The sequence below is a fragment of the Streptomyces sp. NPDC088354 genome, assembly GCF_044753585.1.
Classification (GTDB): domain Bacteria; phylum Actinomycetota; class Actinomycetes; order Streptomycetales; family Streptomycetaceae; genus Actinacidiphila.
In genome coordinates, this window is sequence record NZ_JBIVNJ010000005.1 from 248,317 (window position 1) to 261,359 (window position 13,043).

9 protein-coding genes are annotated in these 13,043 nt (G+C 73.5%); 5 read left to right on the forward strand and 4 right to left on the reverse strand.

Features of this window, described 5'->3' with window-relative positions; all coding sequences use genetic code 11:
• The first annotated feature begins 81 nt into the window (after positions 1-81).
• Positions 82-1,629: an amino acid permease gene (locus ACIP98_RS11160; RefSeq protein WP_401975242.1), complete on the forward strand. Its 1,548-nt coding sequence runs from the start codon at positions 82-84 to the stop codon at positions 1,627-1,629.
• A gap of 42 nt (positions 1,630-1,671) precedes the next feature.
• Positions 1,672-3,309, forward strand: a complete 1,638-nt coding sequence (locus ACIP98_RS11165) for a glycosyltransferase family 39 protein (protein ID WP_401975095.1) — start codon at positions 1,672-1,674, stop codon at positions 3,307-3,309.
• A gap of 672 nt (positions 3,310-3,981) precedes the next feature.
• Here ACIP98_RS11165 and ACIP98_RS11170 read toward each other — a convergent pair.
• A complete protein-coding gene (locus tag ACIP98_RS11170; protein WP_401975245.1) occupies positions 3,982-4,401 on the reverse strand; it encodes an NTP pyrophosphohydrolase in 420 nt (139 codons plus the stop codon).
• Between the two features lie 92 nt (positions 4,402-4,493).
• On the opposite strand from ACIP98_RS11170, the gene ACIP98_RS11175 reads away from it, so the two are divergent.
• The 3 genes from ACIP98_RS11175 (at position 4,494) to ACIP98_RS11185 (ending at position 7,649) form a co-directional block, all read left to right on the forward strand.
• A complete protein-coding gene (locus ACIP98_RS11175) occupies positions 4,494-5,372 on the forward strand; it encodes a DsbA family protein (RefSeq protein ID WP_401975098.1) in 879 nt (292 codons plus the stop codon).
• 88 nt (positions 5,373-5,460) lie between these two features.
• The gene (locus ACIP98_RS11180; protein WP_401975100.1) at positions 5,461-6,711 is read left to right on the forward strand and encodes a peptidoglycan-binding protein; all 1,251 of its coding nucleotides are present in this window, start codon (positions 5,461-5,463) and stop codon (positions 6,709-6,711) included.
• Positions 6,708-7,649, forward strand: coding sequence for an SPFH domain-containing protein (locus ACIP98_RS11185; protein WP_319659022.1), 942 nt, complete (start codon positions 6,708-6,710; stop codon positions 7,647-7,649). The genes ACIP98_RS11180 and ACIP98_RS11185 overlap by 4 nt, the downstream gene beginning before the upstream one ends.
• 80 nt (positions 7,650-7,729) lie before the next feature.
• Here the strand turns inward: ACIP98_RS11185 and ACIP98_RS11190 are convergent, their stop codons facing one another.
• The 3 genes from ACIP98_RS11190 to ACIP98_RS11200 form a co-directional block, all read right to left on the reverse strand.
• The gene (locus tag ACIP98_RS11190) at positions 7,730-9,868 is read right to left on the reverse strand and encodes a 3-hydroxyacyl-CoA dehydrogenase NAD-binding domain-containing protein (RefSeq protein ID WP_319659021.1); all 2,139 of its coding nucleotides are present in this window, start codon (positions 9,866-9,868) and stop codon (positions 7,730-7,732) included.
• Entirely contained in the window at positions 9,865-11,085 is a 1,221-nt protein-coding gene (locus tag ACIP98_RS11195) for a thiolase family protein (protein WP_401975103.1), read from the reverse strand. Before ACIP98_RS11195 ends, ACIP98_RS11190 begins: the two co-directional genes overlap by 4 nt.
• A gap of 589 nt (positions 11,086-11,674) precedes the next feature.
• Positions 11,675-12,913, reverse strand: a complete 1,239-nt coding sequence (locus ACIP98_RS11200) for a ribonuclease D (protein WP_319659019.1) — start codon at positions 12,911-12,913, stop codon at positions 11,675-11,677.
• Positions 12,914-13,043: the final 130 nt, after the last annotated feature.

A 13,043-nucleotide genomic window follows, 5' to 3' on the forward strand; every position in this document is an offset into this window, starting at 1 on the left:
AGGTGTAGGCGCGCCTGTTCCGGTCACAAGCACCCCCAGGTGTTGTGATGCAGGAACAACTGTGGAGGTGCGCCGGTGGATCTGGGTGATAACGGCGGTTTCGGCGGGCACGGCGAAAAACCTGCCGGGAGGCGACAGAGCGGGATCTTCCGGACCAAATCCGTCGAACAGTCCCTCAGGGACACGGAAGAACCGGAGCACACCCTCAAGAAGTCGCTCTCCGCCCTCGACCTCACGGTCTTCGGTGTCGGCGTCGTCATCGGCACCGGCATCTTCGTGCTCACCGGCAAGGTGGCCAGGGACAACGCGGGCCCCTCGGTGGCCTTCGCCTTCGTCGTCTCCGGCATCGTGTGCGCCCTCGCGGCCCTGTGCTACGCGGAGTTCGCCTCCACTGTGCCGGTCGCCGGGTCCGCGTACACCTTCTCCTTCGCCACTCTCGGCGAACTGCCCGCCTGGATCATCGGGTGGGACCTCGTGCTCGAACTCGCGCTGGGATGCGCGGTGGTGTCGGTCGGCTGGTCCGGCTACATCCGCTCGCTGATGGACAACTGGGGCTGGCAGCTGCCGACCGCCCTGTCCGGCAGCACGGACACCACGTTCCACTTCGACCTGCTGGCCTTCCTGCTGGTCCTCGTGCTGACCGGCATCCTGGTGGCCGGCATGAAGCTGTCGGCCCGCGTGACCTCCGTGATCGTGGCCATCAAGGTGGCCGTGGTGCTCGTCGTCATCGTCGCCGGAGCGTTCTTCGTCAAGGCCGACAACTACAAGCCGTTCATCCCGCCCTCCAAGGAGGTGACCGGGACGGGGGCCGGCCTCGGGGCGCCGCTCATCCAGCTGATGACCGGTTTCCAGCCCGCACAGTTCGGCGTCATGGGCATCTTCACCGCGGCCGCCGTGGTCTTCTTCGCCTACATCGGCTTCGACATCGTCGCCACGGCCGCCGAGGAGACCCGCAACCCCCAGCGGGACGTGCCGCGCGGCATCCTCGGGTCGCTGCTCATCTGCACCATCTTGTACGTCGCGGTCTCCGTCGTCGTCACCGGCATGCAGAAGTACACCGAACTGTCCGTCGACGCCCCGCTCGCCGACGCGTTCAAGTCGGTCGGCCACCCCTTCTGGGCCGGGCTGATCAGCTTCGGCGCCGCGGTCGGCCTGACGACCGTGTGCATGATCCTGCTGCTCGGCCAGAGCCGGGTGTTCTTCGCGATGAGCCGCGACGGCCTGCTGCCGCGCTTCTTCTCCCGCGTCCACCCCAAGGCGGGCACGCCGTACCGCTCGATCCTGCTGCTCGGCAGTGTCGTCGCGGTCGTCGCGGGGTGCACCAGCATCGCGGAACTGGCCGAGCTGGTGAACATCGGCACGCTCTTCGCGTTCATCGTCGTCGCGATCGGCGTGGTCGTGCTCCGCCGCACCCGCCCCGACCTGCCGCGGTCCTTCCGGACCCCGTGGGTGCCGTGGGTGCCGCTGGTGTCGGTGCTGGCCACCTTCTGGCTGATGCTCAACCTGCCCGCCGAGACCTGGCTCCGGTTCGCGATCTGGATGGCGCTGGGCTTCGTCGTGTACTTCGCCTACGGACACCGGCACAGCCGGCTGCGCGGGCCGCAGCCGGACCGCCGCGGGGCGAGCTGACCGCGACCAGGGGTCCCGCGGAGGTGGGGTAGCTTGGGGCGCGTGCCCAGCCGTCCCGAGAACGCCCCTCCCGCCGCGCGGGCACGGGCCTTCCCGGGCGACAGGTTCTGGCTGCCGCTGATCCCGCTGCTGACGGTCCTGGCCGCCCTGGTGCACCTGCCGTCCTTCCTGCGCCCGGTCTGGAACCCCGACGAGGGCTTCCTCGCCACGCAGGCCCGGATGCTGGCCGCCGGCGGGGTCCTGTACGACACCGTCGTCGACCGCAAGCCCCCGCTGCTGCCGTGGCTCTACCAGGGCGCCTTCGCGCTCTTCGGCGACGACTCGCTCTTGCCGCTGCGCTGCGCCGCCGTCGTCGCCCACGTCGTCACGGCAGCGCTGCTGGCCGCCCTCGCCCGTCGCCGCTGGGGCGACCGGTGGGCGGCGGCGGCCGGCGCGGCCTCCGTGCTGCTGTCCGTCGGCCTCGCGCCCGAGGACACCCAGGCGGCCAGCTTCGAGGTCTTCACGCTGCCGTGGACCGCTGCCGCCGTGCTGCTGGCCGACCGGCGACGGTGGGGCATGGCGGGGCTCGCGGTGGCCGGGGCGGCCCTCACCAAGCAGACGGGGGCCGTGGTGCTGCTGCCCGTCGCCTGGTCGCTCTGGCGGGCCGGGCGGCAGGCGCCGTCCTCCACGGGGCTGACGCTGCGCGCGCTCACCCCGTCCTGGGCCGCGGGGCGCGGCGACGGCACGGTGCTGCGGGCGGCGGCCGGCTCCGGCCCCCTGCCGCGCCCGGGCCGCGGTGCCGCCGTGGGGGGCGCCTCCGGCACGTACGCCGCCGGTGCGGGAGGCGGCTGGGGACGGCTGCTGGCGGGATGCGTGCTGCCCGTCGCGGTGGTCGCGGCGGCGACCGGCCCGCGGAACTTCGCCTTCTGGACGGCCACCGGCTCCAGCACCTACATGTCACCGCAGGGCGCCTGGCTCCTCGGCGCGGGGCGCGGGGTCGGCAACGCCGCGATCCTGCTGGCCGCCGGGGCCGGCCTGCTGGTGCCCGCGCTGTGGTGGGCGGCACGACGGCGGCCCTTCGCCGACGCGGACCTGTGGGTGTGGCTCGCGGCGTCGGTCTGCGCGGTCGTCGCGGGCTTCCAGTTCTACGGCCACTACTACCTGCAACTGCTGCCCCCGCTGGTGCTCATCGGCATCGCCGCGGTGCGCCGGCTGCCCTCCGGGGGCCCGGCCCGCCGTGTCGCCGCGGCCTGGACGCTGCTGGCGGCGGCCGCCTTCACCGCCTGGGGACTTCTCGCGCCCCGCGCCGAAGCGGACCACGCCCAGGCGGTCGCGGCGGCGGTCCGTGCCCGCAGCGACCCGCAGGACACCGTCCTGCTGTGGGGCATGCACCCCGAGCAGTACTGGCTCGCCGACCGCGCCCCCGCCGGCCGGTACCTCACCGCGGGCTTCCTCACCAACTTCAGCGGCGGCCGCGGCGGCGCCCGGGTCGGCGCCCGCTACGCCGTCCCCGGCGCATGGCACGTCCTGCGCGAGGAGTTCGCCTCGGCGCGCCCCGCCTTGGTCGTGGACGACTCACGCGGCGCCCCGTACGGGGCCGCCGCCGTCCCCGAGTTCCGCGACCTCCTCGCGCGGGGCAGCTACACCCGGGTGGGGACGGTGGACGGAGCGGTGCTGTACGCGCCCGGCGGCCACGGCTAGAGCCACCACGGACCGCGGGCCGGAACGCGGTGGCATCGCGCCGGTGCGACCGTACGGACCGGCACCCGTGGACACCCGCCGTCCTCCCTGCCCCTGCCGCGGTCGTGCCGTCCTCGACGCCGAGGACGGGTGACCCGGCACGTGTGCCGTCTGCCCGGTGTGCCACGGGGAGGACGGCCCGGAGCGTCTGCGCCGGCCCTACCGGCGGAGTTGCCCGCATCGCGTCCGGTCGTCGGGAGGGGACGAGGCGCAGCGGAATGTCCGTGCCACGGTGCCTGCGACCAGTACGGAAGGCGATGCGCGCGGCCCCGACCGGCGCCCGGTCGATCCGGCCGTGGACGTGTTCGAGGAACGGACGGACGCCGCGCCTCGCCCCCCTGCCCGACGACCGGACGGCGGAGCTTGTGCCAGTGGCCGCCGTCCTTCTGGAGGCGCCCCGAGGAGCCGGAGCCCGAAGCGCCGGCACGCGTGGTGATCGGCGTCGGCCCGGTCCGCGACGAGCGCGACCTGCACGCCGTCTTGAAGCGCGAACTCGGCTCCCCCTCGTTCTACGGCATGAACGGGGCCGCATTCCGGGACGCGATCGGCGGCAGCCGCGCTCGACGCCCAACTCGCCGGTACGGGCAGACGTCTGCGGGCTTCAGTGCGATCCACGCCCCCGTAGCGCGGCGGCTACGCGCGCACCGACCGCGGTCCCGCCACCGCGGCGCCGTGCGCGGTCACGCGCTCGCGCAGTTCGCGGTCGGCCGTGACGACGAGGCAGGGCCGGTCCGGCGGCCGGCGGTCCGCGACGAGCTCCACGATCCGGTCGTCGCCGGGGCCGGGGGCGGCCTCGACCCGGACGCCGGGGACCGAGGCCACGGTACGGGCCGCGCCCTCCACCACGAGCAGCAGCTCCAGCGGCGGCTCCCGGGCCCAGTCCGGCACGTCCGGCCGCTGCGGGAGTCCTGTCGCCGCGAGGGGGGCGAGGGCGTCCCGCAGCCGCTCGGTCGCCCCGCGCCGGTCCCGCCACCAGCCGTCGGGCACCGAGCCCACGACGTTGGCCGCGTCGACCACGATCAGGGGGACGGGAATGCCGTTCACACCCACCAGCCTGGCACAGCGCCCCGGGGAGGCGGCCCCTCCTTCCGCCGGGATGCCCCCCGCCCGCATCCGGGCACCGGGGCCGGTGGTAGAAAGGCCCGGTGAAGCAGACGAAGTCCAAGCTCTTGCGCTCGTACGCCGCGACCGCGGTCGTCCTGGTCGTGGTGTTCGGCGGGTCGGCCGTCATCGGGGCGCACGTGCGCGGTGAGAAGGAGCACACGGCCAAGGCGCCGACGGGTGCCGCCGGTGAGGACGGCCTGGACGTGCCGGTGCGGCCGAGCGTGCTGCCGGTGACGCTGACCGTGTACGAGGACCTGCGCGCCCCGGAGTCCAAGGCGTTCGCCGCCGAGTTCGCGGACACCTTCACGCAGCTGCTCGCCTCGGGGCAGGTCCAGATCGACTACCGCCTGGTGAGGCCCTCCGACACCGTGAACGGCGGCCAGGGCGGCCTTGCCGCGGCCAACGCGGCCGCGTGCGCCCAGGACCAGGGCCGTTTCACGCAGTTCGTGGACGCGCTGTGGGCCGTGCAGCCCGCCGACGTCCAGGACGACGCCCTCAACAACGAGAAGCTGCTCAAGGCCGTCTCGAGGACGACCGGCAGGATCGACGAGGGCAGGTTCGTGCCGTGCCTGGAGGAACGCGACCACTACGCCTGGGTGAAGAAGTCCCAGCGGCAGTTCGCCGAGGCCGGGTTCACCGCGGCGCCGGTCGTGCAGGTCAACGGTGAGACCGTCACCGCCCCGACGGGCGGCGCGGGCGGGCTGACGCCGGCGCGGCTGCGCGGTCTGGTGAAGAAGGCCGTGGCCCTGGCGGTCCGTCAGGCCGTGAGCCCCAGTCCGAGTTCGTCGGCGAGCCCGACGGACGGTGCGACCGCAGGCAGCACGCCGACGGGCACCCCGTCGGCCACCGCCACGGACACCGCGGGCATCGGGGTGGATCCGTCCGCGACGACGGGCGAGAGCGTCACTCCGGTCGGCTGATCGCGCGCACTCTTACCCCATTTCGCAGCTTTTCCTATGAAATGGGGTAAGGGGGGCATGTGGCATCCGATTCAGAGGAGTGGTGCGCATGTCCACGCCGGTGTTCGTCGACGTCGAGCCGCGGCCCGGCTGCGGGTGCGAGGACTGCGCCCGCGCACGGTTGATCGAGGTGACGGCGCGCAGGTCACGGGGGTCCATGGGCCCGCGGGCGGCACCTGTGGCGGTGGCGGTGGTGGCCGCCGCGGGCGCGGTCGCCGCGGTCCCCGGCGTCACCGTCGCGGCCCCGGCACCCGGGAACCGCGTCGAGGCGGGGCACGAACTCGCCGCCGCGCCGCAGCGCCTGTCGGGCAATGAGATCCTGGACCGGGCCCAGACCTGGGTGGACGCCGAAGTCCCGTACCGGATGGACGAGTACTGGAGCGACGGCTACCGGCAGGACTGCTCCGGCTTCGTCTCGATGGCCTGGGGCCTGAACCGCAGCGAGTGGACCGGCAGTCTGCCCCGCTTCGCCTACCGCATCGGCGTCGACGATCTCGAGCCCGGCGACATCCTGCTCTACCAGAGCCGCAGGAGCCCCCACGGCGGCTCTCACGTGCGGATCTTCGCCGGCTGGGCGGACGACGAGCACACCGCCTACAACGCCTATGAGCAGGCTCCGCCGCACACCCAGATGTCCGAGATCCCGCTGCCGCCGGACTCCGGCTACCGGCCCTACCGCTACAAGTACCTGAGCGACGGCGGGGACTCCGGCGGCGACCTGTTCGACGACTTCCCCGGGAGCTGGTCGTTCGGCGCCGGAAGCTCCAACCGCAACGTCACCCGGCTCGGCCGGATGCTGCGGACGCGCGGCGGCGGTCCGTACTACCGCTCCGGGCCCGGCCCCCGCTGGGGCGCGGCGGACCAGCGCGCCACCCGCGCCTTCCAGCGGGCGCAGGGCTGGAAGGGACCGGCCGCCAACGGCATCCCCGGCCCGACGACATGGCGCTACCTCGTCGACGGCAAGGGGGCGAACATCGGGCAGGGACCGGCGGCCCCGGCGGACCCCGCGGCCCCCGGCAGCACGGCCCCGGCTCCCGCCGGCACGGCGGCAGGCGCCGCCCCCACCGCCTACCCCGGACCCGGGACCTTCCGCCCCGGACAGTCCGACCCCCGCGTCCTGCTGCTGGGCCGGCAACTGGTCGCCAAGGGCTTCGGCAGGTACTACCGGTCCGGCCCGGGCCCCCGCTGGGGGGAGGCCGACCGGCGCGCCGTCGAGGCGTTCCAGCGCGCACAGGGATGGTCGGGCCGTGAGGCCGACGGCCATCCCGGACCCGAGACCTGGAGGCGACTGTTCTCGTGACCACCACCGACACGACGCCGTTCCCCGCGGTGAACCCCCCGGTGCCGCTGATCCCGGCGCCGTCCCCCACGCCGCACCTCTCCCCGGCCGGGTTCCCCCCGCCGAGCACGGACACCGAGGGCGCGGAGCGCCCGGGACGCTGCCTGCCGGGTGTTCCGGCGCTGGCCGTCGCCTGCGCCGCGGCGATCGCGGCGGCGGTCGTGCCGCTGCGCTTCGGCGGAGACCCGCACTCGCTGGGCTACGTGGCGACCGTCCTCCTCGCGGCACTCGCCGCCTTCGCCGCGCTCGGCCTGGCGCGCGGCCGCTCCGGCTCCGTGTGGGTGCTCACCCGGCACGGCGCCTACCGCGGCACCGTACGCCGCACCGGGCTGCTGTGGATGAACCCGCTGCTGCCGCGGCGGCGGGTGGACACCACCGTCCGGCACTGGCGCGGCAGCCCCGTGGAGGCCACCGACGCGGCCGGTACGCCGGTGCTCGTCACCGTCCTGCTGGTGTGGCGGGTGCGCGACACCGCCCGTGCCTGCTTCGCCGTAGAGGACCACGTACGCTTCCTGCGCGAGCAGACCGAGGCCGCCGTCACCCGCTGCGCGTCCCGGCTGCCCGCCGACGACTTCCGCGGCACCGGCCCCACCCTGCGCGACGTGGACATCCTCGCCGAGGAGCTCACCCGCGTGCTCGCGCGCGACCTGCGCCCCGCGGGCGTCGAGGTCTTCTCCGCACAGCCCGTGCGCGTCGCCTACGCGCCCTCCGTCGAGCCCGCGATGCAGCGGGCCCGGCTGGCGGCCCTGGACGCCCGGCACCGCCGCGCCGTCCTGGAGGACGTGCTGACGGCCGTGGACGACACCGTGCGCGGTCTCACCGAGCGCGGCCTGGTGGAGCTCGACGACTACGAACGCCGGGCCCTGGTGCGGGATCTGACGGTCGCGTACGCGAAGTAGCCGGCCGCCGTGCCGCGACGTACAAGGCGAAGGGCCGCCCGGGCAGGAAACCCGGGCGGCCCTTCGGCCGTACCGCGACGCTACGCCGGGACGCTCGCGACGCCCGGGGCGAGGAACGGCTTGCCGTTCACCCGTCGGGAGACGCCCTCACGGTCCAGGTACGGCGTGATGCCGCCCAGGTGGAAGGGCCAGCCGGCGCCGGTGATCAGGCACAGGTCGATGTCCTGCGCCTCGGCGACGACGCCCTCCTCCAGCATGATGCCGATCTCCTGCGCGACGGCGTCCAGGACCCGGGCACGCACCTGGTCCTCCGTCAGGACGGTGTCGCCCTGCACCAGGAGCGCGGCGACCTCGGGGTCCAGCTCCGGCTTGAAGCCGTTCTCGGCGGAGTAGACGTAGAAGCCGCGCTTGCCCGCCTTGACGACGGCCGCCAGGTTCGGGGAGACCTTGAATCGGTCGGGGAAGGCGCGGTGCAGCGTCTCGGAGACGTGCAGACCGATGGCCGGGCCGACCAGTTCCAGCAGCACCAGCGGGGACATCGGCAGACCGAGCGGCTCGATGGCCTTCTCCGCGGTCTCGACCGGGGTGCCCTCGTCGATGACGTTCTGGATCTCGCCCATGAAGCGGGTCAGGATCCGGTTGACGACGAACGCCGGGGCGTCCTTGGTGAGGACCGCGGTCTTCTTCAGCTTCTTCGCCACGGCGAACGCGGTGGCCAGCGACGCGTCGTCGGTCTGCTCGCCGCGCACGATCTCCAGCAGCGGCAGCACCGCGACCGGGTTGAAGAAGTGGAAGCCGACGACCCGCTCCGGGTGCTGCAGCTTGGAGGCCATCTCGCTCACCGACAGGGAGGAGGTGTTGGTGGCCAGGATCGTCTCCGGCTTCACCACCGCCTCGACCTCGGCGAACACCTGCTGCTTGACGCCGATCTCCTCGAAGACCGCCTCGATGACGAAGTCCGCGTCGCCGAAGGCGGCGGCCTTGTCGAGGGAGCCGGACACCAGGGCCTTGAGGCGGTTCGCCTTGTCCTGGTGGACGCGGCCCTTGAGCAGCAGCTTGTCGATCTCGCCGTGGACGTAGCCGACGCCCTTGTCCACGCGCTCCTGGTCGATGTCGGTGAGGACCACCGGCACCTCCAGGCGGCGCGCGAAGAGCAGCGCCAGCTGGGAGGCCATCAGACCGGCGCCGACGACGCCCACTTTGGTCACCGGGCGGGCCAGGTTCTTGTCCGGGGCGCCGGCCGGGCGCTTGGCGCGCTTCTGCACCAGGTTGAAGGCGTAGATGCCGGAGCGCAGCTCGCCGCCCATGATGAGGTCCGCCAGGGCCTCGTCCTCGGCGTCGAAACCGGCCGACAGGTCGCCGTCCTTGGCGGCGGCGATGATGTCCAGCGCGCGGTACGCGGCCGGAGCGGCGCCGTGCACCTTGGAGTCGGCGAAGGCGCGGCCCTTGGCGACGGCCTCGTCCCATGCCGCGCCGCGGTCCACCTCGGGGCGGATGATCTGGATCTCGCCCTTGAGGACGGCGGAGGTCCAGAAGAGCGACTGCTCCAGGAAGTCCGCGCCCTCGAACAGCGCGTCGGCGATGCCGAGGTCGTAGACCTGACCGCCCTTCAGCTGCTTGTTCTGGTTGAGCGAGTTCTCGATGATGACGCTCACCGCGCGCTCGGCGCCGATGAGGTTCGGCAGCAGCGCGCAGCCGCCCCAGCCCGGGACCAGGCCCAGGAAGACCTCGGGGAGGGAGAACGCCGGGACGGAAGAGGAGACCGTGCGGTACGAGCAGTGCAGGCCGACCTCGACACCGCCGCCCATGGCCGCGCCGTTGTAGTACGCGAACGTCGGCACCGCGAGGCCCTGCAGGCGGCGGAAGACGTCGTGGCCGCCCTTGCCGATGGCCAGCGCGTCCTCGCGGCGGCCCAGCAGCTCGACGCCCTTGAGGTCGGCGCCCACCGCGAAGATGAACGGCTTGCCGGTGACGCCGACACCGACGATCTCGCCGTCCGCGGCCTCCTTCTCGACCTGGTCGAGGGCGGCGCTCAGGTTCGCCAGCGACTGCGGGCCGAAGGTGGTCGGCTTGGTGTGGTCCAGGCCGTTGTCCAGGGTGATGAGCGCGAAGCGCCCGGCGTCCTGGGGGAGGTCGAGGTGGCGCACGTGCGCCTGCGTCACGACCTCGTCGGGGAACAGCTCGGCCGCTCCCTTGAGGAGCTCGGCGGTGGTGGTCACTTGCTGCCTCCGTCGAAGTGCGGGTTCTCCCAGATCACGGTGCCGCCCATGCCGAAACCGACGCACATGGTGGTCAGGCCGTAGCGGACGTGCGGCTGCTCCTCGAACTGGCGGGCCAGCTGCGTCATCAGACGGACGCCGGAGGAGGCCAGCGGGTGGCCGAACGCGATGGCGCCGCCGTACTGGTTGACGCGCGCGTCGTCGTCGGCGATGCCGTAGTGGTCGAGGAACGACAGCACCTGCACGGCGAACGCCTCGTTGACCTCGAACAGGCCGATGTCGGAGATCGACAGGCCCGCCTTGGCGAGCGCCTTCTCCGTCGCCGGGATCGGGCCGACGCCCATCACCTCGGGCTCGACGCCCACGAAGGCGTAGGAGACCAGGCGCATCTTCACCGGGAGGCCCAGCTCCTGGGCGACGTCCTCGGCGGCGATCAGGGAAGCCGTGGCACCGTCGTTCAGACCCGCCGAGTTGCCCGCGGTCACGTTGCCGTGGGCGCGGAACGGGGTCTTGAGGCCGGCCAGGTTCTCCAGCGTGGTGCCCGGGCGCATCGGCTCGTCCGTCGTCGCCAGGCCCCAGCCGGTCTCGCCGCCCTCGGGGGAGGTGCGGCGCACCGAGATCGGCACCAGGTCCTGCTGAATCCTGCCGTTCGCGTACGCCTTCGCGGCCTTCTCCTGGCTGCGGACCGCGTACGCGTCGGCGCGCTGCTTGGTCAGGTGCGGGAAGCGGTCGTGCAGGTTCTCCGCCGTCATGCCCATGAACAGGGCGGAGTCGTCGACCAGCTTCTCGGAGACGAAGCGCGGGTTGGGGTCCACGCCCTCGCCCATCGGGTGCCGGCCCATGTGCTCCACGCCGCCCGCGACCGCCACGTCGTACGCGCCGAAGGCGACACCGCCGGCGACGCTGGTCACCGCGGTCATCGCGCCCGCGCACATGCGGTCGATCGAGAACCCGGGCACCGACTTGGGCAGCCCGGCCAGGATCGCGGCCGTACGGCCCAGGGTCAGGCCCTGGTCGCCGATCTGGGTGGTCGCGGCGATCGCGACTTCGTCGATCCGCTCCGGGGACAGGGCGGGGTTGCGCCGCAGCAGCTCCCGGATGGACTTGATCACCAGGTCGTCGGCACGGGTCTCGTGGTAGATGCCCTTCGGGCCCGCCTTGCCGAACGGGGTGCGGACGCCGTCGACGAAGACGACGTCCCTAGCGGTACGAGGCACGTTGGCTCTCCTCAGGATGCGGGTTCGCTTGCCGCGGGCAGAAGACGGCGGCTCCGGAGTCCATGCTACTCATCGGTAACCGATGTGCCCAGTGCGGGTGTGGGGGGTCACACGTCGTGTCTTCTCCCACCCTCCCGCCCGAGCGCCCGGCGCGGGCGGTCACCCCGACGCGCGTTTCGTGGGGTGCCGGGGTCGGGACCTCCGGGGCTGGGCATTCTGGACAGCACATTTAGGTGCCTCAAGCGCTCTCATCTGATCACCCCGGGTCATGCACCCACATGTGCCCCACAGTCCAGAACACCCACCCTCCCCCAGCCTCCGGCCGGGGGGCCCCAACTCCCCCGTCCCCTCCGTCTCGTATCGCGCCTGATCCCCGGAGGATGGGTAGAGACGGCACCGTGCTCGGGCCCTTCGCCGGCGCGGCGCCGTCCAGGGGCGCAGTCGGCACTGGTGGAGGGTGTGGCGGGGGGCCACCGCTGGGGCACCTCCCAGCGGTAGCTGCGGGAGGACCCCGGCGCGGCACCGACCGCCACGCGAACAGAGCGCAGGGCCCGCACTTACCGCGCCGGGCTGGGGCGGGGAAAGAACCTCAACCGGGATGCGCGGCGAGCGCTCCCGTGAGGATCGGGGTGGTGAGCTCGACCTGCCACGGCCGCGCCCCCGCCTCCGCGAGGAACGCGGACACCGCCTCCGGCGTACGGTCCCGCGGCGGCGCCCAGCACAGGCGCCGCACGGTGTCCGGGGTGATGAGGTTCTCCTGCGGCAGATTGAGCTGCTCCGCGAGTTCGGAGACCGCCGCTCGGGCCGCCGAGAGCCGGGCCGCGGCGACCGGGTCCTTGTCGGCCCAGGCGCGCGGCGGCGGGGGGCCGGTGAAGGCGGGGCCCGGCTGGGGGAGCTCGCGTTCGGGGATGAGGCGGGCGTGGTCGATCGCGGCCTGCCACTGCTCCAGTTGGCGCCGCCCCATGCGGTGCCCGAAGCCGGGCAGCGCCGCGAGCGCGTGCGCGTTCGGGGTGGCGTCGAGGGCCGCGGTGACGATCGCCGCGTCGGTGAGGACGCGGCCGGGGGAGACGTCGCGCTCGCGGGCGAGCCGGTCGCGCAGGTTCCACAGTTCGCGGACGACGGCCATCTGACGGCGGCGGCGCACCTTGTGCATGCCGGAGGTCCGGCGCCAGGGGTCGACCCGGGGCGGGGGCGGCGGGGCGGCGGCGATGGCCTCGAACTCCTGCATCGCCCAGTCCAGCTTGCCCTGCTCGCGCAGTTCCTCCTCCAGCGCGTCGCGGAGGTCGACCAGCAGCTCGACGTCGAGCGCGGCGTAGCGCAGCCACGGCTCGGGCAGCGGCCGGGTGGACCAGTCGACCGCCGAGTGCCCCTTCTCCAGGGCGAAGCCGAGGACGTTCTCGACCATCGCGCCGAGTCCGACCCGGGCGAATCCGGCGAGCCGTCCGGCGAGCTCGGTGTCGAACAGTCGCGTGGGCCGCATGCCCGCCTCGTCGAGGCAGGGCAGGTCCTGCGTCGCGGCGTGGAGCACCCATTCGGTGTCGCCCAGTGCCTCGCTCAGCGCCGACAGGTCGGGGCAGGCGACGGGGTCGATCAGCGCGGTCCCTGCTCCGGTGCGGCGCAGCTGGACCAGGTAGGCCCGCTGTCCGTAGCGGTAACCGGATGCGCGCTCGGCGTCGACGGCGACAGGTCCGGAGCCCGCGGCGAAGGCCGATACGACGTCGGCGAAGGCCTCCGGGCTGGCGGTCACCGGCGGGATTCCCTCGCGCGGGTCCAGCAGCGGGACCGGCGCCGGTGGTGCTTCTGTTGCGGTCTCTCGGGCGTCGGTCACCAGTCAAGAGTATCCGTGTACGGCGGGCGCCCCCCCCCCCCCCCCGGCGGCGGGGGGGGGCCCCGGGGGGGGGCGGGCTTGTAATTGTTTATTTACGGGAGCCACCCCGACACCACCCAAACCGACCCCG